General features: G+C 41.9%; 32 protein-coding genes. 31 read left to right on the forward strand and 1 reads right to left on the reverse strand.

The window, feature by feature from the left end; translation table 11 throughout:
* Nucleotides 1-10: 10 nt before the first annotated feature.
* From cpu_RS00550 to cpu_RS00605, 12 genes are read left to right on the forward strand one after another with little or no spacing between them, the layout of a single operon-like run.
* Nucleotides 11-238, forward strand: a complete 228-nt coding sequence (locus cpu_RS00550) for a DUF6148 family protein (RefSeq protein ID WP_075858051.1) — start codon at nt 11-13, stop codon at nt 236-238.
* Nucleotides 235-1788, forward strand: a complete 1554-nt coding sequence (locus tag cpu_RS00555; protein WP_075858052.1) for a phage portal protein — start codon at nt 235-237, stop codon at nt 1786-1788. Before cpu_RS00550 ends, cpu_RS00555 begins: the two co-directional genes overlap by 4 nt.
* Nucleotides 1733-2818 (forward strand): head maturation protease, ClpP-related, encoded by a 1086-nt coding sequence (locus tag cpu_RS00560; protein ID WP_077177092.1) that lies wholly within the window; start codon nt 1733-1735, stop codon nt 2816-2818. Before cpu_RS00555 ends, cpu_RS00560 begins: the two co-directional genes overlap by 56 nt.
* Entirely contained in the window at nt 2818-3174 is a 357-nt protein-coding gene (locus tag cpu_RS00565) for a head decoration protein (RefSeq protein WP_075858054.1), read from the forward strand. The genes cpu_RS00560 and cpu_RS00565 overlap by 1 nt, the downstream gene beginning before the upstream one ends.
* 18 nt (nt 3175-3192) lie before the next feature.
* Nucleotides 3193-4209, forward strand: a complete 1017-nt coding sequence (locus cpu_RS00570; protein WP_075858055.1) for a major capsid protein — start codon at nt 3193-3195, stop codon at nt 4207-4209.
* A gap of 12 nt (nt 4210-4221) precedes the next feature.
* On the forward strand, nt 4222-4416 hold the full coding sequence (locus tag cpu_RS00575) for a hypothetical protein (RefSeq protein WP_075858056.1): 195 nt from the start codon (nt 4222-4224) through the stop codon (nt 4414-4416).
* Nucleotides 4417-4419: 3 nt separating this feature from the next.
* On the forward strand, nt 4420-4749 hold the full coding sequence (locus tag cpu_RS00580; protein ID WP_077177093.1) for a hypothetical protein: 330 nt from the start codon (nt 4420-4422) through the stop codon (nt 4747-4749).
* On the forward strand, nt 4746-5309 hold the full coding sequence (locus cpu_RS00585; RefSeq protein ID WP_075858057.1) for a phage tail protein: 564 nt from the start codon (nt 4746-4748) through the stop codon (nt 5307-5309). The genes cpu_RS00580 and cpu_RS00585 overlap by 4 nt, the downstream gene beginning before the upstream one ends.
* Complete coding sequence (locus cpu_RS00590) at nt 5306-5764, forward strand: hypothetical protein (protein WP_075858058.1); 459 nt, start codon at nt 5306-5308, stop codon at nt 5762-5764. The genes cpu_RS00585 and cpu_RS00590 overlap by 4 nt, the downstream gene beginning before the upstream one ends.
* Nucleotides 5761-6036, forward strand: coding sequence for a hypothetical protein (locus cpu_RS00595; protein WP_075858059.1), 276 nt, complete (start codon nt 5761-5763; stop codon nt 6034-6036). Before cpu_RS00590 ends, cpu_RS00595 begins: the two co-directional genes overlap by 4 nt.
* A gap of 4 nt (nt 6037-6040) precedes the next feature.
* Nucleotides 6041-7492, forward strand: coding sequence for a phage tail sheath family protein (locus cpu_RS00600; RefSeq protein WP_075858060.1), 1452 nt, complete (start codon nt 6041-6043; stop codon nt 7490-7492).
* A 14-nt stretch (nt 7493-7506) separates the two neighbouring features.
* Nucleotides 7507-8028, forward strand: a complete 522-nt coding sequence (locus cpu_RS00605) for a phage major tail tube protein (protein ID WP_075858061.1) — start codon at nt 7507-7509, stop codon at nt 8026-8028.
* Between the two features lie 51 nt (nt 8029-8079).
* Here the strand turns inward: cpu_RS00605 and cpu_RS00610 are convergent, their stop codons facing one another.
* Nucleotides 8080-8379 (reverse strand): hypothetical protein, encoded by a 300-nt coding sequence (locus tag cpu_RS00610; protein ID WP_075858062.1) that lies wholly within the window; start codon nt 8377-8379, stop codon nt 8080-8082.
* A gap of 49 nt (nt 8380-8428) precedes the next feature.
* On the opposite strand from cpu_RS00610, the gene cpu_RS00615 reads away from it, so the two are divergent.
* From cpu_RS00615 to cpu_RS00700, 19 genes are all read left to right on the forward strand, one after another.
* Nucleotides 8429-8713: a phage tail assembly protein gene (locus cpu_RS00615; protein WP_075858063.1), complete on the forward strand. Its 285-nt coding sequence runs from the start codon at nt 8429-8431 to the stop codon at nt 8711-8713.
* 26 nt (nt 8714-8739) lie between these two features.
* Nucleotides 8740-8871, forward strand: coding sequence for a hypothetical protein (locus tag cpu_RS14100; RefSeq protein ID WP_268761768.1), 132 nt, complete (start codon nt 8740-8742; stop codon nt 8869-8871).
* 3 nt (nt 8872-8874) lie between these two features.
* Nucleotides 8875-11151 (forward strand): phage tail tape measure protein, encoded by a 2277-nt coding sequence (locus tag cpu_RS00620; RefSeq protein ID WP_075858064.1) that lies wholly within the window; start codon nt 8875-8877, stop codon nt 11149-11151.
* A complete protein-coding gene (locus cpu_RS00625; RefSeq protein ID WP_075858065.1) occupies nt 11144-11353 on the forward strand; it encodes a tail protein X in 210 nt (69 codons plus the stop codon). Before cpu_RS00620 ends, cpu_RS00625 begins: the two co-directional genes overlap by 8 nt.
* Nucleotides 11353-12363 (forward strand): phage late control D family protein, encoded by a 1011-nt coding sequence (locus cpu_RS00630; protein WP_075858066.1) that lies wholly within the window; start codon nt 11353-11355, stop codon nt 12361-12363. Before cpu_RS00625 ends, cpu_RS00630 begins: the two co-directional genes overlap by 1 nt.
* An 18-nt stretch (nt 12364-12381) precedes the next feature.
* The gene (locus cpu_RS00635) at nt 12382-12861 is read left to right on the forward strand and encodes a phage baseplate assembly protein V (protein WP_075858067.1); all 480 of its coding nucleotides are present in this window, start codon (nt 12382-12384) and stop codon (nt 12859-12861) included.
* A 12-nt stretch (nt 12862-12873) separates the two neighbouring features.
* Nucleotides 12874-13263, forward strand: coding sequence for a phage tail protein (locus tag cpu_RS00640; protein ID WP_075858068.1), 390 nt, complete (start codon nt 12874-12876; stop codon nt 13261-13263).
* 32 nt (nt 13264-13295) lie between these two features.
* The gene (locus cpu_RS00645; RefSeq protein ID WP_200800613.1) at nt 13296-13592 is read left to right on the forward strand and encodes a GPW/gp25 family protein; all 297 of its coding nucleotides are present in this window, start codon (nt 13296-13298) and stop codon (nt 13590-13592) included.
* Nucleotides 13585-14706 carry a baseplate assembly protein gene (locus tag cpu_RS00650; RefSeq protein WP_075858070.1) on the forward strand — a complete coding sequence of 374 codons (1122 nt, stop codon included), beginning with the start codon at nt 13585-13587 and terminating at the stop codon, nt 14704-14706. Before cpu_RS00645 ends, cpu_RS00650 begins: the two co-directional genes overlap by 8 nt.
* The gene (locus tag cpu_RS00655) at nt 14699-15262 is read left to right on the forward strand and encodes a phage tail protein I (protein WP_075858071.1); all 564 of its coding nucleotides are present in this window, start codon (nt 14699-14701) and stop codon (nt 15260-15262) included. Before cpu_RS00650 ends, cpu_RS00655 begins: the two co-directional genes overlap by 8 nt.
* Nucleotides 15263-16465: a phage tail-collar fiber domain-containing protein gene (locus tag cpu_RS00660; RefSeq protein ID WP_075858072.1), complete on the forward strand. Its 1203-nt coding sequence runs from the start codon at nt 15263-15265 to the stop codon at nt 16463-16465.
* Entirely contained in the window at nt 16458-17174 is a 717-nt protein-coding gene (locus tag cpu_RS00665) for a LamG domain-containing protein (protein ID WP_075858073.1), read from the forward strand. The genes cpu_RS00660 and cpu_RS00665 overlap by 8 nt, the downstream gene beginning before the upstream one ends.
* Nucleotides 17175-17198: 24 nt before the next feature.
* Nucleotides 17199-17426: a hypothetical protein gene (locus cpu_RS00670; protein ID WP_075858074.1), complete on the forward strand. Its 228-nt coding sequence runs from the start codon at nt 17199-17201 to the stop codon at nt 17424-17426.
* A 58-nt stretch (nt 17427-17484) separates the two neighbouring features.
* Nucleotides 17485-17895: a phage holin family protein gene (locus cpu_RS00675; protein WP_075858075.1), complete on the forward strand. Its 411-nt coding sequence runs from the start codon at nt 17485-17487 to the stop codon at nt 17893-17895.
* Entirely contained in the window at nt 17888-18613 is a 726-nt protein-coding gene (locus cpu_RS00680; protein ID WP_075858076.1) for a peptidoglycan recognition protein family protein, read from the forward strand. Before cpu_RS00675 ends, cpu_RS00680 begins: the two co-directional genes overlap by 8 nt.
* Before the next feature lie 178 nt (nt 18614-18791).
* Nucleotides 18792-19871 (forward strand): hypothetical protein, encoded by a 1080-nt coding sequence (locus tag cpu_RS00685; protein ID WP_075858077.1) that lies wholly within the window; start codon nt 18792-18794, stop codon nt 19869-19871.
* Between the two features lie 26 nt (nt 19872-19897).
* Nucleotides 19898-20284 (forward strand): hypothetical protein, encoded by a 387-nt coding sequence (locus tag cpu_RS00690; protein WP_075858078.1) that lies wholly within the window; start codon nt 19898-19900, stop codon nt 20282-20284.
* The gene (locus cpu_RS00695; protein ID WP_075858079.1) at nt 20284-20691 is read left to right on the forward strand and encodes a hypothetical protein; all 408 of its coding nucleotides are present in this window, start codon (nt 20284-20286) and stop codon (nt 20689-20691) included. Before cpu_RS00690 ends, cpu_RS00695 begins: the two co-directional genes overlap by 1 nt.
* 732 nt (nt 20692-21423) lie before the next feature.
* Nucleotides 21424-23379 carry an oxidoreductase gene (locus cpu_RS00700; RefSeq protein ID WP_075858080.1) on the forward strand — a complete coding sequence of 652 codons (1956 nt, stop codon included), beginning with the start codon at nt 21424-21426 and terminating at the stop codon, nt 23377-23379.
* The last annotated feature ends 51 nt before the right edge of the window (nt 23380-23430 follow it).

Raw genomic sequence — 23430 nt, forward strand, 5'->3', positions numbered from 1 at the left:
GTGAAAAGGCATGTCGTGGACGCTTGATGAGGCCAAACAGCACCTGAGAGCCTGGCTTGAAGCTGAACTGGCAGTATCAACAGGTCAAAAATATAAAATAGGTACCAGGGAATTGACCCGAGCAGACCTTGGAGAAATTGCAGAAAGAATCCGTTTTTGGAGCAATGAAGTGGCAAGATTAGAACAAGGGAGGGGGCGCGGGGCCCGTGTCCTGCGGGTTGTACCGCGAGACCTATGAACATTTTCGATAAAGTAGTAGAAATTTTATCTCCTGAAAGATATTTACGTCGACAGGCAGCAAGGCAAGCTATAAAGGTCTTGAATAGCGGCTATTCTAATCATGGCGCCAGTAAGACAAAAAAGTCTCTTTTGGGCTGGAACTATAAAGGCGGTTCTCCGGACGATGATATTACGGATAATTTGGATATCTTGCGACAACGTTCCAGGGACCTTTATATGGGCGCTCCACTGGCTACCGGTGCGCTAAAAACTTATCGTACAAACGTTGTGGGTTTCGGTCTACGACTTAAAGCCCAGATTGATGCAGAATTCTTAGGAATGGACCCTGAGGAAGCTGACGAGTGGGAAAAAACAGCCGAACGAGAGTTTGCGCTTTGGGCTAAGGACTGTGATGCTACAAGAATGATGGACTTTTATGAAATGCAGGCCCTGGTTTTTTTGTCCATGCTCATGAGCGGCGATGTTTTTTGCGCTTTACCTATGATTCAGCGACCAGGTAACCCGTATTTGTTAAAAATATCCTTAATTGAGGCAGACCGGGTGTGTAATCCACCAGAAATTACAGACGAAAGAGTGCGTGGTGGTATTGAAGTTGACCAGTATGGTGCTCCGGTGGCTTATTACATTGCGCAGAAACACCCCCTCGATAAATACGCAATGGGGAAAAATAAATGGATTCGGGTACCGGCTTTTGGCGAAAAAACTGGCCGCAGAAACATCCTTCATATTATGGAATTCGAGCGACCTGGTCAGCGACGTGGAGTACCAATACTTGCTCCGGTGATTGAGACGTTAAAACAGCTTACACGGTATAGTGAAGCAGAATTAATGGCGGCGGTTATTTCTGGTATGCTAACTGTATTTATTACATCAAACACCCCGGAAACACCTCTTGGAGAAAGTATTCCTTTGGAACAGCAGATAGATACTGCTGATCAGAATAGTTACGAATTGGGTAATGGTGCAATTATCGCTTTAGCTCCGGGTGAGGATGTCAAAGAGGTCAATCCCAATCGTCCCAACACAGCTTTTGATAGTTTTGTAACGTCAATGAGCAGGCAGATAGGGACTGCATTAGAAATACCCCATGAATTGTTAATTAAACACTTTACTGCTTCCTATTCGGCAAGTCGGGCTGCTCTTTTAGAAGCCTGGAAAGCATTTAGGATGCGCAGAACGTGGCTTGCAGCGAAATTCTGTCAGCCCATTTATGAGGAATTCTTAATTGAAGCGGTAGCCAGAGGGCGGATTAAGGCCCCTGGCTTTTTTGATGATCCGGCCATTAGGATGGCTTATTGCGGGGCAGAATGGCACGGCCCGAGCCAGGGACAAATTGACCCACTAAAAGAAGTAAATGCGGCTGCTTTACGAGTAAAAGAAGGTTTTTCAACCAGGGCACGGGAAGCAGCCGAACTTACTGGAAGTGATTTCGAGCGTATTGTTCGCCAGCGAGCCCGTGAAGAACGAATGATGAGAGAAGGAGGGTTGACCGGTGGTCCAACAGGGGAAGAAGTTCTGGCAGTTCCGAGCGTTGACAACGAAGAATGAAGCGGAGTTGCTGTTATATGGTCCAATCAGCGAAACTACTTGGCTGGGTGATGAAGTAACTCCAAAACAATTTGCAGAGGACTTAAAGGCACTGGGTGATATTACCAATTTAACAGTGAGAATTAACAGCGGTGGAGGCGATGTTTTTGCGGCTCAGGCAATCTATTCGGTTCTGAAAAGCCATCCAGCAAAAGTTACGGTATATGTAGACGGGTTAGCTGCCAGCGCAGCATCGGTAATTGCAATGGCCGGAGATGTGGTTATCATGCCCAAAAATGCAATGATGATGGTGCATAATCCCTGGACTATTGGGATAGGCAATTCTAACGATTTTAGGAAATTAGCAGATGATCTGGATAAAATCCGGGAAGGGATGATTGCTGCATATCAAGCTAAGGCCAATATTGAACGAGAAAAGTTAATAGAATTGCTGGATGCTGAAACGTGGATGACTGCAGATGAAGCTCTGGAATATGGCTTTATTGACCAGATAGATGAAAAGATACAGGTTGCTGCTTCTATTAAAGGAAATGTACTTTATGTAAACGGCCTGGACATTGATTTATCCAGGTTTAAAAATAAACCAAAGGTGCCTGAGATGGCACCGGAAGCTCGAAAGGAGGTGAAGAAAATGGATTTAACAGCAGAAATTTTGGCTAAAGAATATCCGGAGTTATATGCCGAGATACGAAAGCAGGCCTATGAAGAGGGTAAAGAAGTCGGGATTATGGCTGAAAGAGAAAGATTTAAGGCTTTACAAGAGTTAGAAGTTCCTGGGAATGAAGAAATCCAGGAAATTCTAAACAAAGCCCGATATGAAACTGGCCAAACTGCTGACGATGTGGCTATGAAAATTGTTAGCATCTTAAAAAATCAAAGATATAACTTACTCAACAACTTAGTACAGGATGCTGCTGTTTTAAAGAATATTGAACCAGCCCCCACACCAATGAAAGATGAGGATGCTGAAAGAAAAGCTTTTGCAGAAAAAATGGCCAAAGCGGCCAATAAAAAGCGAGGTGTTGAATAATGAGTGAAATTTATACTCCCGATAACCTTTTTGCAGGGCATGTAATGCCAAAAGTAACTGATGTTGGGACTATTGCTGCAGGTCAAAATCTTCCAAGGGGAGCCGTCCTCGGCAGGGTGACTGCCGACGGCAAGCTAAAATTAGTTGACAAAGCTGCTACTGACGGCAGTCAGAACGTTTATGCTATTTTGGCTGAAGCAACTGACGCCACAACTGCTGATAAAGTGGCACCTATTTACCTTACCGGCGAGTTTAACGAAAACGCTTTAACCCTTGCAGCAGGAACAACTGTGGCGGATATAAAAGCTTCTGCCCGGGCTGTTGGGATATTTATTAAGTCAGCTGTTAAGGCATAGATGAGGAGGGGATAATAAATGCCTATTGATCTTTTTTCTACCCGTACAATGTTGGAAGCCGTCCAGCAGATGCAGCCAGTGAGGACCTTTCTGAAAAGCACATTTTTCACCAACGAGAAGACATTCGATACTGAGTATGTGGATGTTGATATTATTAAAGGCAAAAGGCGGATGGCTCCATTTGTAAGTCCAAAAATAGGTGGGAAAGTTGTTGAGAGGCAAGGATATCGTACTAATACCTATAAAGCTCCTATGCTTGCACCTAAGTTGCCAACGACTGCTGAGCAATTATTAAAACGCTTGCCTGGAGAGCCTCTTTATTCTGGCATGTCTCCGGAGGACCGGGCAGCGGAACAGCTTGGCAGAGACCTTGCCGAATTAGATGAAATCATTACCCGACGGGAAGAATGGATGTGTGCCCAGGCGTTGTTTACCGGGCAAATTCATATTACCGGAGATGGAGTAGACGAAGTAATTGACTTTGGACTCACCAATAAAGAAGTCCTTACCGGAACCGCAAAGTGGAGCGACCCGAACTCTGACCCTTTGGCCGACTTGAAGCGCTGGCGTCAGGCTATTATTAAGGCTTCCGGATTTAGCCCTGATATAGTAATTATGGCTTCTGACGTGCTTGATGCTTTTCTTGGTCACAGCAAAATTCAGCAGTTGCTTGATCTAAGACTGGTTGATACCGGGCAGATTAATCCGCAAACCTTGCCTAACGGTACCACCTATATCGGCCGTATTGCAGAGTTAGGGGTCAATATTTACACCTACGACGAGTGGTACCTTGATGATGATGGCAACGAAAAGCCGATGGTACCTGAAAAAACGGTACTTATGGCCAGCACTTCCGCAAGATTTGACCTCTTATATGGTGCTTACGTTGACGTCGAAGAAGGTGTGTTTGATTTACCACGGGTGCCCAGGTCCTGGGTGGAAAAAGATCCTTCGGTGCGCTGGGTGCAGATGATTTCCCGTCCGCTGCCAGTGCCGCAGCACATTGACAGCCTTTATGTTGCTACGGTCCTGTAGGCGGTGGTTAACATGGCTATAAAAGCTTTATGGAGGATAAAAGCTGGCAACATGATTTATGAGCCCGGTAGTATCATTACCGGGCTCAATACCTTAGAAGAGGAAGAATTAGTGGCACTTAGGGCGGCTGAAAAAGTTAAGGAGGAAGTAATTAACGAAGAACTTAAACATGAACAGGAACAAGGTCCCAAGAAAAAACGGAAGTAGTGAGTGTTTATGGTGACGTTTAAAGATTTTATAACACGGGATTTAGTTACTTTCTTTAATTTAAATGAGTTTGCCGAATTGCACAATATAGATGGCCGGGAAGTACCTGCAATTGTTGATAGCGATATCCTGAAAATCAGAAGTGACAACAGATATGAGCGTTTCGATGGAGTTTACAAAGGAGAAGTAACCGTATATGTTAGGGCGAGCGACTTTGTGAACCGGCCGGTATTTGGGCAGCATTTGCGGCTTGATGGAAAGCTGTACCTTGTTGTGGAATGTAATGAAGTATCTGGCGTCTTGGAAATTGTACTGGGAGCGAATGAATCATGATTACGGTTAGCGCTGAACAAATGGAAAGGGCTGAGTTACTGCTTAAAGGGATTCCTAAAGGAGTTGAGAAAGCAGTAGCTGCTGCTCTTAATCGAGCTGCCGAAGGAGCAAGAACAGCTGCGGTAAAAAAAGTACGTGAACGTTATTACATCAAAGCAAAAGATGTAAGAGATACGATTGAAATAAAGAAAGCAACGATAAGTAATCCAGTTGCTCTTATAAGAGCTTCTGGAAGTCCAATTGCACTGTCAAAATTTCGAATTACCCCATCTGCTCCCCCGGCAAAAAGACGTAAAAAACCAATAATTGCAAGGGTAGTGAGGGGAGAAGGCGGGCCAATAAAAGGAGCTTTCGTGGCAAGAATGCAATCAGGGCATATAGGAGTATTCAGGCGCGTTGGGAAGGAACGCTTGCCTATTACCGAACTTTACGGCCCTTCAGTTCCCCAGATGCTTGGCCATGAGACGGTTACGGAGTATATCGAGCAAATAGCCAGGGAACGGTTAGAAAGCCGGCTGGAACACGAGATAAACCGCATATTAAGGGGCGTGGGTAAATGATTACACCAGTTATTTTGATAGATGAGTTAAAGACGTTTATTGAAGAAGTAGTTCAAAATTATAGACTGGAAACGAACCAGCAAAATAACGTAAAACCGCCCCAGGTAGTTACAGGCTATTTGCCGCCAAAAAATTCAGGACCGGACCCGGATTTCCCTTTTGTAATAGTGCGGTTGGCTGAGGGAGTAGATAAAGAGGAAGGAGCTACTGTTACCGTTAAGATTATTGTTGGTGCTTATTCAGAGGATTCGCAGCAAGGATGGCGCGATGCTGCCAATATGATTCAGCGTATCTGGCAAGAACTTTTTAAGCGGCGGGTAATAGCCAGAAAATTTCGAGTTGAATATCCAATGAAGTTTGAAATTCCTGAAGAGCAGCCGTATCCTCACTGGATCGGGGTCATGACTACTGTTTGGACGGTTGCTCATCCTGTAATGGAGGAGGTTGATTTATGAGCGGCAAGAATACAAAATCCGCTCCCAAATCTGAGAGGATAATTTACTGCGGCCCAAATATTCCAGGAGGTATTCTGCAACGCTACACAGTATATAAAGGCGGTTTGCCATCCCATCTTGGCGAGCTTTTTGAAAAATGCCCGGCAGTAAAAAGGTTATTTGTTTCAGTAGAAGATTTAGCCAGGGTTGAGACTGCTATTGCAACCAAGGGAACACCGGAGCATTCCGCTTTTCAAGAAGTGCTCCAATTTACAATGAAAGGTGGTGCCTAGTTAGATGACCTACAAACACGGTGTTTATGTTTCGGAGATACCGACATCCGTAATTCCGCCGGTCCGCACCAGTGCTGGCCTACCGGTGGTTTTTGGTACCGCACCAATTAATCTGGCGACCGAACCGGCACCTGTAAACAAACCGATACTTTGCTACACTTATGAAGAGGCTGTAAAACAATTTGGTTACAGTGATGACTGGGCCAATTATACTCTGTGTGAGTTTATAAAATCCCATTTTGCTTTATTTAATGTTGCACCGGTGGTCCTGGTTAACGTCCTTGATCCGGCTGTTCATAAGCAGCATGTAACTGCAGAAAGTATTACCCTTGTAGATAATCAAGCAACGTTAGCCAACTACGGCGTACTTAAGAGTTCTGTAGTTGTAAAAAGCCAGGATGGCGTTACTACCTACACTCTAAATACAGACTATACGGTGGAATTTGATAGCGACGGAAAGGCAGTAATTAATCGGTTGACCACTGGTTCCATACCGGCGGGTGCAACATTAACAGTAGATTATGACCACCTGAACCCAGCAGCAGTTACAGCAGCTGATATTATAGGTGGTGTGGACGTTGCCACGGGAGCATATGAAGGGCTTGAACTGCTCAATAAAGTATTTCCATTATACCGACTGGTACCCGGCATGGTCCTGGCCCCAGGATGGTCTCAAGACCCAACCGTGGCTGCGGTAATGGTAGCCAAGGCCAGCAATATTAATGGTCACTTTAAGTGTATTGCGCTAACTGATGTACCAACAGGCACTGTGAAAAACTACACGGATGTTGCGGCCTGGAAAAATGATAACAATTATACTTCTGCTCGCCAGGTTGTCTGCTGGCCTAAGGTGAAGCTTGGCGAGGAGAAATATCATCTTTCCACTCAGTTGGCCGGGGTAATTTGCCGGACAGATGCAGAAAACGATGATATTCCGTATGCCAGCCCTTCGAATAAGTCTTTGCAGGCTAATGGAGCGGTATTGGCGGATGGTACGGAGATAACATTGGGGCCGGATCAGGCTGCATACCTGAATGGTCAAGGCATAATTACTGCTTTAAACTTTATTGGCGGTTGGAAGGCCTGGGGTAACCGGACCGGGGCCTATCCAGCAGTAACAGATCCGAAAGATGCATTCCTACCTATTCGCCGGATGTTCGACTGGATAGCCAATACTCTGGTGCTTACTTTCTGGCAAAAAGTAGATTTTCCGATTAACAGGCGGTTGGTGGAAACAATAGTTGACTCGGCTAACATCTGGTTTAACGGTCTTGCGGCAAGGGGTTATATTCTTGGCGGTCGGGTGGAATTTGTCCCTGAGGAGAACCCGGAAACGGATCTATTGGATGGCATTATTCGCTTCCATGTGTATGTCACTCCGCCGTCGCCGGCCAGGGAGATTGACTTCGTTGTTGAGTATGACCCAGAATACCTTAAGGCATTGTTTGCCGCTTAAAGGGGGTGTAACACTTGAATCAAGTTCCGGAAAAATTAATAAATTTTCGTGTTTATGAGGATGGCATTGACTTACTTGGTATAGCCGACGTAGAGCTGCCATCAATTGATGCCATGACCGAGACGATTAAGGGCGCAGGGATTGCTGGTGAAGTAGAAAGTCCGGTCCTCGGACATTTTGGTAATATGTCCTGCAAGGTTAACTGGCGAACTGTTGTGAAGCCTACTGTTCATCTTGCAGCGCCGCGTGCTCATAATTTAGATTTTCGTGGGGCAACACAAATTTATGATGCTGGTTCGGGTGAATATAAAGTACAACCCTTAAAAGTTACAGTTAGAGGCATCCCCAAGAAAACGGAACTTGGGAAACTCGAAGTAGGTGCAGCAGGTGACGCTTCTAATGAGTTTGAAGTGGTTTATTTAAAGGTAGTTGTAGACGGGACAGAAGTTTTGGAGATTGATAAATTTAATTATATCTGCAAGGTTAATGGAGTTGATTATTTGCAGCAGGTGCGCCAAGCGTTAGGATTAAGCTAAGACAAATAAGGCCCGCCTTCTTAAAAAAAGGTGGGCCTTATATTCTCAGGATTATTTTTTGCTAAAATAATGTTTTACAAATTTTATACGGCGATTTATTGCAAACGGAGATGGTGATTTTCTTGGTTTATCGTCACCAAAGATTTTTTCGTATAAATAAACGATAAAAATTATTACGCCAAGAACAAAACCAGGCCAAAACGCCCACTTGCCGATAATACTTTGCAGAAAAGCACCCAACAAGAATCCAAAAATACTCGAAAAAGCTAATACAACTCCGGCAACAAACAAAACAAACAAAATTGTTGCAACGTAATAGATGATATCAGAAATTAAAGCGAAAATATTCATAAAAATCCCTCCCTATCCAAAATTATACTACGAAAGGGGTTTTAGGACGATGGGGAAGATAATTTTTTCCAAGCCATGTGTTTTTGAAGGAAAGGAATATACTGAAATAATTTTGGATTTTGAGTCGCTAACAGGACATGATTTAATTAATGCTTCAAATCAGGCCCGTGCCTTAGGAGATAATTCTCCTGTTTTAGAGCTATCCAAGACGTATTTAGCAGTGATAGCGGCTAAAGCTGGAAAAGTTCCTGTAGATATGATACTTGCATTGCCGGCAAAGGATTTTACTAATGTTACATTATCGGTACAGAATTTTTTATTAGAGCAGATTTAACCGGATGCGATATTCATAAGACTTTAATGAAAACTGTTATTATCATGGCTGCAAAAACTTATACTCCTATTTCTTTTTGGTTGAGTATGCCTGTTTTAGAGTTAATTGATTGGCTTGAGGCAATAGTGGAAGTGGCGCCCGGCAAAGAGAGGGATTAAAACATGGCTCGTATGTTTGAATTTGTTTTTCAACTTGCGGGGAAAATAAATTCCTCGTTTAATGGTAGTTTTACTCTGGCTGGAAACAAGCTGCAAAAATTAAGTCAGCAAGTAGCTTCTCTTAACGCAGATTTGAGGGAACTCGAAAAGGCTCAAAAGGCCGGTAAAATTACCGCTGAAGAATATGCAGCAGCATATGCAAAGCTATCAGCTCAGCTGCAAAAGGCATCTTCCAAGCTATCCGACCAAATTCAGAGGACCGAAAAAGCAGCTAAAGTTCAGGAGAAAATAAGTACTTTTCGGGATAAGATGCGTGGTAACTTGCTTGGAGCGGTTGAAACTGGGATTACTCTTGGCGCGCCGGTGAAAGCAGCTATTGAGTTCGAATCGGCTATGGCTGATGTGAGAAAAGTGGTCGATTTTGAAACACCTCAGCAGTTTAAACAGATGGGGAAAGATATATTAAACCTATCAACCAGAATACCTATGGCCGCAAAGGACCTGGCTCAGATTGTTGCAGCTGGAGGTCAGGCGGGAATTGCTCGGAATGAACTACTTAGTTTTGCAGAGAGTGCAGCCAAAATGGGGGTAGCTTTCGATATAACAGCTGAAGAAGCCGGACAGATGATGGCCGAGTGGCGAACGGCGTTTGGTATGAACCAAAAGCAGGTCAATACCCTGGCCGACCAGATAAACTATCTGGGTAATACAACTGCTGCCTCAGCACCTAAAATTTCCGAAGTTGTCCGCCGGATAGGACCGCTTGGTGAGGTTGGTGGTGCGGCCGCTGGTCAAATTGCTGCCCTGGGGGCCACAATGGTATCAGTCGGTATCCAAGAAGAAATTGCTGCAACTGGGATAAAAAATTTAATTCTCGGGCTTGTAGCAGGTGAAAGTGCAACAAAATCTCAAGCAGAAGCTTATAAAAAACTTGGATTAAACGCTAAATCAATGGCTAAAATGATGCAAAAAGACGCTCAGGGGGCAATACTAAAAGTCTTAGAAGCGCTTAAAAAATTGCCAAAAGATAAACAGGCAGCCGTATTGACCGACCTCTTTGGAAAAGAAAGTGTTGGAGCTATTGCACCGCTTCTTACAAGACTTGATGAATTAAAGAAAAACTTTAAGGCGGTTGGAGATTCCAGTAAATATGCCGGCAGCATGCAAAAAGAGTTTGAAGCACGTTCCGCGACTACCGAAAATAGTTTGCAATTACTCCGGAACCAGATTCAAAAGCTAAGTATATCAATTGGTGATATTTTAAGACCGAAGGTAAATGATATCGCTAAACTTTTAGCAAAAGGTGCAGAATGGGTGCAAAGATTTGCGGAGAAGCATCCTGGATTAACAAGAAATGTGGTGCTGGGAACTGCTGCAATCCTCGGTGCGAGTGTTGCTTTAACAGGGTTGGGTTATATCATCAGCATTATCATTAGCCCATTTACGTCTTTGTATTCGTTAATAATGAAATATAAGACAGCTACAGAAGGAGCTACAATAGCCCAAAAAGCATGGAATGCAGCCAAAAGAGCTGGGCAAGGGTTGTTGAATGTAGGACGGTTAACTTTATACCATGCAAAAACTTTGGCTATTAATGTAGCTACCAGGGCCTGGGCTGCTGCTCAATGGCTATTAAATGCAGCTTTATCTGCCAACCCTATTGGTTTAATTGTCATTGCGGTAGCAGGTTTAGCAGCAGGTTTGTATATCCTTTACCAGAGAAGTGAAAAAGCTCGAGCCGTAATGAATAAACTTTGGGAAGGATTAAAATCTGGTGCAGCCTCGGCAATAAACTTTGTGATTGATAAACTTAACTATTTGATTATTAAACTTAATTCTTTTATTGATAAGCTAAATAAAATTCCGGGTATAAATATTGGACACATTAATACTATTGGTCGGGTTAATTTTGGGCAGAAAAAAGGTACAAGTGGTATAAGTACCAATGCTCTTATTAATGAAAAGCTAAAGCTAAAAGGTCATGCTGAAGGAGGTATATTTACTAAGCCTCATATTGCCTGGTTTGCTGAAAAGGGACCGGAAGCAGTTGTGCCGCTGGATGGGTCAGCCAGGGCAAAGTCTATCTGGGCAAGTGCAGGAGAAGCTCTTGGAGTATTTTCGGGAAGCGGTCCTAATATCACTTATGCACCGGTCTATAATATTTACGGCGGAAATGATGTAGAACAACAAGTTCGTCGGGCAGCAAAATCCGCTGAAGATGATTTTGCCAGACGTTATAAAGCTTTCCTGCGTCAGGAAAGGCGGTTGAGTTATGCGTGAGTATATAACCGTTCAGGGTGATACATGGGATATTATTGCTCTAAAAGTTTATGGCAGCGAAATGTATATGACAAAACTTATAGAAGCCAATCCAGAACACCGGGAAACGGTGTTTTTTAGTGCCAATGTAAAACTTAAAGTTCCTGAGATAGAAACTCCTATACCGACAACTCTTCCGCCCTGGAAGCGTGGTGAAGAATAATGGCTGAATCCAGGCGGGCTAAGCTTTATTTAAAATACAACAAAAAAGATATTTCCGCAGATCTTGCCCCTTATTTGCTGGGTTTTTCATATACCGATTATGCCAGCGGAAAGGCTGATGACCTGCAAATAACCCTAGAAGATAAGGCGGGAATATGGAATTCATCCTGGATGCCGGAGAAGGGGGCTACTCTTTCGGCGTCCTTAATTGCGCAACATTGGGAGAAAGAAGGAACGATGAAGAAACTTCCCTTAGGCACGTTTGAGGTAGACGAAATAGAATGTTCTGGGCCTCCTAATGTTGTTACAATCAAGGCGGTTTCCGTGCCAGTATCTTCTTCGCTGAGAGGAGAAGATAAAACTAAAGCATGGGAAAAGACCAGGTTATCTGTAATAGCCAAAGATATTGCTAAAAATGCTGGTTTAAAGCTATTGTACGATACGAATTACAATCCGACTTATGACCGCATTGAACAGACCGCCGAATCAGACCTTTCTTTTTTACTTCGGCTATGCGAAGACGCTGGCTTAGCCCTGAAAATTACTAACAAACAAATCGTAATTTTTGACGAAAGTAAGTATGAAAAAATGGTTCCAATTATTACTATTACTCGGGGCAAATCACCGGTTATTTCATATTACGGAGTATCGGCAACTCGTGAAGTTTACTCGGCGGCCCGGGTGGAATATGAAGGTCGCAATAAAAAAGTTATCAAATATACTTATAGACCACCAAATCGCCCTAAAACCGGGAAAACGCTTATTATTAATGAAAGGGTTTCAAGCTTAGCTGAAGCGATAAATTTGGCAAAAATGCGACTTAGACAACAGAACAAGGAAGAAGTAAAGTTCAGCCTTACTATGCTTGGTGATATTCGGCTGGTTGCTGGAGTCACGGTGATGATAAAAGGCTGGGGTAAATTTGACGGTAAATATTTCGTAGAGACGGCAGAGCACAGCGGCCCTGGCTATACGATACGGCTGGAACTTCGCCGTGTATTGGAGTGGTAGTGTATTGGAGGGGTATTGATGGAAAATATCTTGAAGAGTCTTATCAAAATTGGACGTGTATCCTCTGTAAACCCAAATACAGCAACTGCCAGGGTATTATTTGAGGCACAGGGCCTTGTTTCCCATGACTTACCCGTCCTTCAGCGTCAAACATTGAGGAATAAAGATTACTGGCTTCCGGATGTAGGAGAATATGTAGTTTGCATTTTTTTACCAACCGGAAATGCTGATGGGTTTATTCTCGGTTCCATATATTCTGACGATGACCAGCTACCCGCAAGCAGCAAAGATAAAAGGGTTATTCTATTTGAGGACGGGACGAAATTAGAATATGACCGGGCGTCGCATACATTAACCATTAATGCTGTAGGTCCAATTAATATTGTTGCTTCCGGTAATATCAACGTTACTGGGGACGTTATTGCCGATGGGATTTCCCTTAAAAACCATGTTCATCCGGAAAATGATTTGGGTGGCCCAACCGGTCCGCCGCTGTAGGTGGTGAGAAACATGATAGGAGCTTTAGGTGATGTGGTATTTGTTGTGTCGGATAAGACAATCCGTACATTTGACGATTTTGAACGCAGTGCAGAGGGCCGGTGGGCTAAGCATGACATACACCTTGCAAAGCCGAAATTGGAGTTTTTGGGGCCAGAGCTTGAAACAATCAGCTTTTCTATGCGTTTTGACGTGTCCTATGGAATTAATCCCAGAAAAGAACGGGATAGATTGGCTAAACTGGCACGGTCCGGGAAGGCAGTACCCCTGGTGATCGGCGGCAAAAAGTTAGGTGATAAACTATGGGTCGTTAAATCAGTAAAAGAGAAATGGAATAATGTGGATAATCGGGGCAATGTTCTTGTTAGTGTTATCGAAGTTGAACTGGAAGAGTATGTTTAAGGAGGTGATCTACTCTGGAAGAATTTGAGGTTGTGGCTGGAGCTGGAGAAATTGATTTTGCTCCGTCTTCTAAAATTGCAGAAATCTTACAAAATGTACGGACCATAATCAGCACTCCTAAGTATTCTGTACCTCTAAATCGGGAATTTGGTGTTACAATTAGCTGGCTGGATGATCCTCTGCCGGTGGCCCAGGCAAGATTAATGAATGAAATCATCACAGCAGTCCTAGAGTGGGAGCCACGGGTTAGTGTGACCCAGGTAATCTTTGACGGTGACCCCCAAGAAGGTGTTCTCCGACCGAAAGTGAGGGTGAGGTTAGTTGAGTAGCTTAAAAAATCTACCCGAAATTGAATTTGTTTCAACCGACGTAACTCAAATTGAGGAGAATATTATAACTGTTTACGAAGGTGTATCTGGACGTAAGCTGGCTCCTGGTGACCCTGTAAGATTATTTTTGCAAGCAATTGCGGCCATTATTGCGCAGCAGAGGGTCTTAATTAATTATGCAGCAAAACAAAATCTCCTGGCATACGCAGAAGGGGTTTATCTGGACCACATCGGAGCACGGGTAAGAACTGAAAGACTGCCGGCAAAAGCAGCACAAACCACGTTGCGCTTTACTTTATCCTCACCGCAACCACAAGCTGTCGTTATCCCTGCCGGTACCAGGGCAACGCCAGATGGTCAAATATTTTTTGCCACAGTGGAAGAGACGACAGTGCCAGCCGGGACAACCCAAATTGATGTGTTGGCGGAATGCACTACGCCAGGAACTGTAGGCAACGGTTGGCTGGTCGGGCAAATCAATAAACTTATTGACCCTCTGCCGTGGATTCAAAAGGTAGAAAATATAACTTCCAGTTCTGGAGGGGTAGATGAAGAGGATGATGAAAATTATCGCGAGCGAATAAGGGTCGCGCCTGAAAGCTTTTCTGTGGCTGGGCCTGAAGATGGTTATAGATTTTGGGCTAAATCTGCCCACCAATCTATTGTCGATGTTTCTGTAACTTCGCCGGCACCCGGTCAGGTGGAAATTCGTCCTTTATTAGAAAATGGCGAAATTCCGAGCCAAGAAATATTAGATGCCGTTTCTGCAATTTGCAATGATAAGAAAATAAGGCCTCTTACTGACCAAGTATTGGTTATAGCCCCGGAAGTGGTCACTTATAACGTGGAACTAACCTACTATGTAGCTCAAGAAAATGCAACCTTAGTGACCAGCATACAAGAAGCTGTAACAAAAGCAGTAAACGACTATGTAATATGGCAGAAGTCGCGGTTAGGCCGGGACGTTAACCCTTCCGAATTGATTGCCAGGGTAATGGCTGCTGGCGCCAAAAGAGTAGAAGTTATATCGCCAGTATTTACCCAGATTGCCCCTACCCAGGTAGCAATAGCTGGTACTGTTTCTGTACAATATGGGGGTTTAGAAGATGATTAATATTCGAGAAATTCGGCTAATAGATATTTTGCCGCCCAATATTGCCCAGGATAGCAAGGTTAGGTCCGCCGCTGAAGCCCTGGACCAGGAATTACAGGCGGTTACATCTGCGATTGACCAGTGCTTGCTCCTATCCAGAATTGAAGAGTTGCCCGAGTCGGTAGTCGACCTTCTGGCATGGCAGTTTCATGTGGATTTTTACGATGCAGGGCTTCCGATAGAGCAAAAGCGGACCCTGGTAAAGAATTCATTGGACTGGCACAGGAGAAAAGGTACACCGGCAGCAGTTGAAGAAATAATAATGGCTTTATTCGATGATGGTAAGGTGATAGAATGGTGGGAATATGGAGGGGAACCATATAAGTTTAAAATTGTTACCAATAATGCTGCAGTTACTAACGAAAAGGCACATGAATTCATCAAACTATTGGAGTCTGTTAAGAATGCCAGGTCGTGGTTAGAAAAGATTGAAATTACAATAACGGATAACATCAATTTCTACCTTGCTGGAGTGATTTATATGGGCGACAGATTAGAGTTGAGGCAGGTGGTTTAGATGGCTGCATTTGGCGGGCTATTTATTACAAATAAAGGACGAGCTTTGCAGGCAAAGGCTCAAATTGGCACACAACTAACTTTTACGAGAATAGCTGTTGGTGATGGAGAATTAGGCGGTAGCTCTATTTTAGATTTAACGGCGCTTAAACATGAGGTTAAGTCTTTACCTATAATAAAAATAAAAACACTTTCTGGTGGTAAAGCCATTGTTGGTACTGTCCTAAGTAATCAGGACTTAACACAGGGCTTTTATTTACGTGAAATAGGAGTTTTTGCCCAGGACCCGGATCTTGGAGAGATATTATATTGCTATGGTAATGCTGATGCTTTAGCCGAATACATCCCAGCCGGCGGAGGGTCTGATATTATTGAGAAACAAATCGATATTATAACCATTATTGGCAATGCCTCAAGCGTAAGTGCGGTTATAGATGAGTCCCTTATCTTTGAAACTCCAGCCGGTGCCCAAGAAAAAGCTAATTTAGCGGAAAGTAATGCAAAGGCTTACGCTGATCAACAAGTTGCTACAAGAGTTCTAAACGCCGGCGGCGTCCCCTCCATCCAGGCTGGAGCTGACGCTTTTAAGCCTACTCCCGGCACAGCAGGGCGCATTTACATTGCTACTGACACAAAGATTATCTACCGCGATACCGGCACGGCTTGGGACAAAGTAGGCGTGGTAAAGTGGGACGATATTGAGGAGAAGCCACTTCAAAATATGATTTTAATATGCACTTCAACCACAAGACCAGCTAATCCCGTTGAAGGTCAGCATATATACGAAACCGATACAGATAAAACTCTAAAGTGGGATGGTACACAATGGAAAGAAGTTGGGAGTTTATCTCAGAAAACTATTACTTTTTGCATCCCTGGTGACGCTTTTGTCAAAACAAATTTTGCGGGTTGGCTTTCGGATGGGAATTATAAAATCACCCGAGTAAAAATTTACTCCGATACCGCACCAACTGGAGCTGATTTAATCATAGACCTAAATAAAAATGGTACGACTATTTTTACCACGCAAACAAACAGGCCTAAGGTGGTCGCTGGTACTAACGCAGGAGTCGATGTAACTACAATTGAGGTTAATACTTTAGCACCAGGGGACAGACTCACGCTGGATATAGACCAAGTAGGCAGCACAACGCCTGGAGGAAACAATCTTTTAGTAACGGTGGTGATGATACCTAATGATTAGTTGTAGATTGAGTAAAGACGCTAATACTGTTGGTTTGTGGCATTTTACGGAGGGTAGCGGAACGACGGTAAAAGATTATAGCGGGAATGGATATAATGGAACAATAAACAGCGCCAAATGGGACATAACTACTAAAACCCCTTTTAATAATACATCATTATCTTTTCAAAACGCCTCCAGTAATTACAACCAATATGTGGTAGTAAGTAATCCATCTTTATTAAACCTTACAAATAATTTTACATTAGAAGTTGTATTTATGTTTACTTCGTGGAATAACGGATGGGACGGAATTGTTACTAAAACATATACAAATGGTTCGTGGAATAACCCTTATGCTCAATATAAACTTGGCAGATATTCAAATACCTATAATTTAGGTTTTCATATAGCTACTTCCACTTCAAGTTATACAAATTTGGTATCTCAATCAGCTATATCATTGAATAAATGGTATTATGTAGCATGTACTTATGTTGGGTCAACCCAAACAATTTATATTAACGGTAATCCAGATGCTACAGCAAGTGTTACAGCCAGTATTCCGTCGGTAACATCAAATCTTTATATAGGTTGTGAAGAACCATTTTTAAATGGTGCAGAAGCGTTTAACGGGAAAATTGCATTAGTCCGCATTTCCAACATCGCCCGTTCTGCTGCCGAAATCAAACACAACTGGCTACGAATGGCTCAGGTTTTGGTATCTTAAAAAATTTAAGAAGGAGTGATTAATATGACTTTAACTCAAGAGCAAATTGCGCAGATTAATGAAGCTAAAGCAACTATTGAGGTTCTGCGAGCGAAGCAGGAGCTTATCAAGAAGCAAACTCAGGCGGACATAGACGCATTATACGCACAAATTCAAGCAAGGATAGCACAGAGGGATAATGATGTTAATGCGATTGAGCAGCAAATACTGACCTATCAAAGCATTATAGACCAATATGCTGGACAAGTATAAAAGGGTAGCCACGCTGCCCTTTTTTTTGTTGCATTTTTTATGAGAAGGAGGATACAGCATGAAGCTTGAATATATCTTAGACTACGGCAGGTACGTTTTTGCCGCGCTTGGAACGGCACTCGTTACATTATTAGGGGGGTGGGATAAATTGCTGCAGGTACTTGTGCTCTTTGTGGTGACAGATTACATCACAGGGGTTGTGGCAGCTTGGTTTGAGAAGAGGCTTTCGAGTGAAGTCGGGGCAAAAGGCATACTAAAGAAACTTCTCATTTTTGCAGTTGTAGCAATTGCCACCTCCCTGGATAAAATGACAGGCACCAACGAGGTTTTTCGATCCCTCGTGGTGCTTTTTTATGTTTCCAATGAGGGATTGAGCGTTATTGAGAATTTAGGTAAATGCGGAGTGCCTGTTCCCGGGGCACTAAAAGAAGCAATCCTAAAGCTTAAAGAGGGTGAGAAAAATGCTTAAGCGCGGGGATAAAGGGAGCCAGGTTGTTGAAGTGCAAAAAATGTTGAAAGCTTTGGGCATATATAAAGACAAAATAGACGGAATTTTCGGGGTTAATACGGAAAACGCGGTTAAAGCATTCCAAAGAAGTAAACAAATTAAAATAGATGGCATTCTTGGACCTGTAACTTATAGCCTTTTGAAAAAAGATTACTCGACTTTGGTAGCTAAAAATGAGATTGCAATTCCAGTCATAAAGCCAGCACCAAGAAAGATTGACACTAAAAACATAAAGAAGGCAGATGTAAAATATATCATTATTCACCACTCCGCAAGCGATAGGCCTCTTACTTGGGAGGAGATTGACCGGGAGCATAAAAAGAGAGGATTTGAAGGATTTGGATATCACTTCCTTGTAGACCCAGATGGCACTATTTGGGCAGGAAGAGCATTGAATAAGGAGGCAATCTTAAATAGTGCCACAGTAGAGATGGGGGCACAAGCGAAGGGAATAAATTCTATGAGTGTGGGAATTTGCTTTAATGGTAATTTCGAGAAGACCATCCCGACAAAAGAACAGATTGAAGCCGGGAAACTCTTGGTGAGATGGTTAAAGTATAAAGTGTTTAATAAGCCCGGCATACTTGGCCATAAGGAAGTAGTCAAAATAGTACCTGGAGCAACTGTAACCGCCTGCCCTGGGCGCAATTTCCCGCTTGATGCATTTAAAAGCCTCTGAGTGCCCCATCTGCGAGTCTGCCTGGGACGGCGAGGGAATATGCCCGGATTGCGAGCTGGACATGGCATTACGAGAAACCCCCGGTTGAGGCCGGGGGTGATTTTTTTCGTAGAAGGAATTTAAAATTTTCTGTCGAATATATTTCTAACAATTGGAATACTAGTAGGAGGATTTGTTAATGCTTCAAATTGAAAACATTGCTTTTTGGAGTGATATTATCTCTTTACCGAAAGAAACTTTAAGAGATATTTGTATAAAATTGGAATTATCTGACAAAGGTACAGTAGATGAATTGTGTGAACGAATATGGGAAAGAATTCGTGGTAACAAAGAATTACAATTATACGCTCTTGAGAATGCTAGACATCAATTACTTGGCGGAAAAAGATCGATAACGTGGTTTACTTTGGATACGGATTTGCATGGATTTAAAAATATAATAATATCTTCTTTGTCATTTAATCCATTTGAGGAAATTAAAATACCGGAAACTAATGCAATTACAACCGAACCAGTAATTATAGCTGGTGCTGAAGGTGATTCTCCTGGTGAGTATTACCTACGTTTTATGTATAGAGTAGGAAATGTAAGATTTGTATATGGAACAGAAGTGAGCTATCGTCCACAGGCTGAAATAACAACTGCTTATATCAATGAATCTAAAAAAATTATTGAAGTAAGATCAGAACCAAAAAAAGCTGAAAAAATAGCACAAAGTCTGGCAAGAATAGCCCATCAACAGATAAATCTTTCACAAATTAAGTTTGTTGACCAGTTTAGGTATAATGCAGAAGCTATCGCAGATGCTCTTTGTGGACAACTTTTCGATGCAAAAGCTAGACCAGAAACATTTGAAAATATTTCAGAAGATCAAGCCAAAATAGTAGTTGAAATTTTAAATGAATTAGATAAATATTTGGCAAATGAAGACTTTGATGCACTAAAAACTTTTCTTGAAAGTACCAGAGAAAAATTTGGGGAGGAATGTTTAGCGACACCTTTTACAGCATTAATACTTAATGGTCTTAATAGAATTGGTATGGGAGTAAATGGTAGGGATCTTCGTGGGTTGCCGCTTTATGATTATATAAGGCCATTCATACAACCACAAGGTGGATATATTCAGTTTCCTTATTCAGAGAATAACGTTATGAAATTATATACTATTCGTGTAGGTTTAACAACAAATAGCATTCAATTTATTACCCCAGCAACAGAGGGGGTATTGAGGTACATACGCGATCGTTTACAGATATAATAAATGAGTAGAGGGAGGGATTTTTTATGAGTTCTGTCTGGGATGTTGAACGTTGGGTAGATGAAGCTGCGCTTTCAGCCATCAAAATGTTTTATCCTACAGCACTTACTCGCAATATTTCACTCCCTCTGTCAGAAATTTTTAAACATTTGTTATTTTTGGTTGAACAAAAAAAACTTGAAGTGGTTTATGATATTAGGTGTCCAGAATGTTATGCGACTGTAAATATAGTAAATTCATGTGTAGCTTCAGGTGATATTATTGAGTGTCCATTAGGTCATGAATTTGAACTGACTGCAGATGTAATTTTCCCTGTTTTCAAGATATCAGAATCCTATAAAGAATATGTACGTCAATATTGTAAAAAAAAACTAAAGAGAGGCAGCATGCTCAGAGGAGAAATTCCTGTCTGATGAACATTGAGAATGGACAAGAAGCTTCCTTAGGTACTCTCTTAAATCAATCTGGATTACCAATAGTAATCAATAATAATGGAGTGTTAAATATTATGGATAAGAATCAAGTAATTTCTGGTAATACAATTCAAAATGGTATTTTTAATACTGGAGATCATAATAACCAAAATATTAGCAATACTTCTGAAATTGATGCAATGATTTCAGAGCTTCTTTCTGAAATCAATAGCAAACTATCAGGCCAAGAAAAGCAAGATGCAATTAACGATGTTAAAATGATGCGGGAAGCATTGCAAAACGGGAATATGGATAGAGCAAAAAGAATATACGGATTGCTATCCGATTTTGTTAAGACTTTTGCATCAGCTATGACCATTGCCCAACATTTTGGATGGCTCAGCTGAATATTAAGTTATCATGTGGGCAGATTTTAATATAGGTTATTAAGAGAAAAGCACGATCAACACATGGAGTTTATGGAAAAATGTCAAAGTTGTTCTCTTCACGGCTGAGGCTTTTGTTCTTATAAAATGATATATAAAGATAAATGCTGGAAGGAAGCAGAAAAAATACGAGAATACTTTAAAAAATTTAAGGATTTACTGTTATATGACAAATGGAATTTTTGGTGCCATTTTATCTCCCTAACATGCAAAAATGCTCAAAGTGGAAAAATACAAGTAAAATTTAATTACGTTTTCTCAACACAGAGGTCGGGACTGTGGTTTTCGTACGGTACGCCCCGCCTCCACCAGTAAAAATGATAGTGATTTTAAAATAAATTTCTGTTTTATCAGGATATACAAGGATTTTTTGATATACTCATTTAATAGTTTTTTAAGAGCAACTTGGTCCTAAAGGTCAAGCTGCTCTTTTTATTTTGATTGCAGATATCTTCAGCATGCCTGACTTTAGGACTGGAGCGGTTCAAGTTTTAGCTTCGTGCAGGTTGTTCCCAACGTCACAAATGCGCATTTTATTTTATATTATTACAAGTTTTACTTAGTGAAAATTTAAAAATAGATATTTTTATTTAAAATTTTTATTCAAGGGCAGGAGGAATTTTGTAGGCAATGGCGAATAGTAACTTTAGTTAGAGAATGTTACAACAATCACAAATCAAGGAGGGAAACGATATGACGCATTTTCCAAATCTTTTTTCGGAAGGTAGAATAGGTAACTTGGTTATCCCAAACCGTATTGTTATGCCGCCGATGGCAACAAACCTTGCAAATGAGGATGGATCAGTAAGCCAAAGGCTTATTGACTACTATGCAGCAAGAGCAAGAGGTGGGGTTGGACTTATAATTGTAGAAAATGTGCAGGTCGACTATCCTCAAGGAAAAAATGTTGCTTGTCAGCTACGGCTTGATAATGACAAATATATGGCTGGATTTTTTGAATTAGCAGAGGCTGTGCATAGTTATGGCACTAAAATCTTTATGCAAATACATCATGCTGGTGCTCAAACCACTCCTGGTATAACAGAAGGACTTCAACCAGTTTCTCCTTCTGGTGTTCCTTGTTCGTTTTTAGGCATTCAACCGCGAGAACTTTCTATTGATGAAATAGAAGAAATAATCCAGAAATTTGTTAACACTGCTGTAAGAGTTAAAGGTGCAATGTTTGATGGAATAGAACTTCATGGCGCTCATGGGTATCTTATTGGACAATTTATGTCACCTCGAACAAATCGGCGGGTTGATAAGTATGGTGGCAATCTCGAGGGAAGAATGCGCTTTCCTCTAGAGATAATTCGTAGGATAAAAGAAGCAGTAGGAGATGACTATCCAATTTGTTTCCGCTTTAGTGCTGACGAGTTTATTGAAGGAGGTATTACATTAGAAGAAGGAAAACAAATTGCTAAGATGTTAGAAGAAGCTGGTGTGCATGTGTTACATGTAAGTGCTGGGGTATATGATTCAATGCCCACTTTATTGGAACCGTCAAGATTCGAACAAGGTTGGCGTGTATATCTTGCAGAAGAAATAAAGAAAGTAGTAAGTATTCCGGTAATTACTGTTGGTGTTATTCGTGAACCAGAATTCGCAGAAAAAATCATTGCTGAGGGGCGGGCAGATTTTGTAGCTATTGGTCGTGGATTAATTGCTGATCCAGAGTGGCCTAAAAAAGCAAGAGAAGGACGAAGCAGTGAAATACGCAAATGTATTTCTTGTAACATTGGTTGTATAGGTGGTCGTGTGTTCCCGAATCTCCGTCTCCGTTGTACAGTTAACCCGGTGGCTGGCCGTGAAGGTGTGTATGGTGAAATTAAACAATCACCTGTTAAGAAGAAAGTTGTAGTCGTTGGTGGAGGGCCAGCAGGTATGCAGGCAGCTAATACCGCTGCAAAACGGGGACACCAGGTAATACTTTACGAAAAGAAACAAAATCTAGGGGGCCAGTTAGAGATTGCTTCAGCTGCGCCGGGAAAAGCTAAAATTAAATGGTTCCGTGACTGGCTTGAGGCAGAACTTTTAAGAGCCGGTGTAGAAATTAGGAGTGGCGTTACTGCAGATGCTGAAACTATTGCCTCGCTTTCTCCAGACTACGTAATCCTTGCTGCGGGTTCTAAACCTGTGACACCTAAGATTAAAGGATTAGAAAAAGAAAATAATTTTGTTGTTCAGGCGTGGGATGTACTTGCGGGGAAAGTATCTGTTGAAAAGAATGAAGAGGTTGTTGTTGTTGGTGGTGGTTTAGTAGGTTGTGAAGCTGCACATTATCTGGCTGAAAAAGGAGCTAAAGTTATAGTAGTTGAGATGTTATCTGATATAGCTATGGATATGGAGCCAATAAGTCGGTTTGATATGCTGCAACAATTTGCTAAGTTAGGTATTACAATAAGAACAAGTAATATAGTTTCTGAGATTACTCCTGAAGGCGTAGTGATAGTAGGTAAAGGAGGTAAAATGGGCTTTATCCGGTCAAAGAAGGTTGTATTAGCTGTTGGTCAAACACCTGTAGGAAATGAACTTAAAAAAGCTCTGGAGGAAAAAGGAATTCCCGTAAGAGTTATTGGAGATGCTTATAATGTAGGTAAAATTATTGATGCAGTTTCTACTGGATTCCAAGTGGCTTGCCAAGTGTAACGTTGATGAAACTGCTTAAATTTTAAAATTCTAAAAGCCTCACGTATAGTT

This window comes from Carboxydothermus pertinax, assembly GCF_001950255.1.
GTDB lineage: Bacteria > Bacillota > Z-2901 > Carboxydothermales > Carboxydothermaceae > Carboxydothermus > Carboxydothermus pertinax.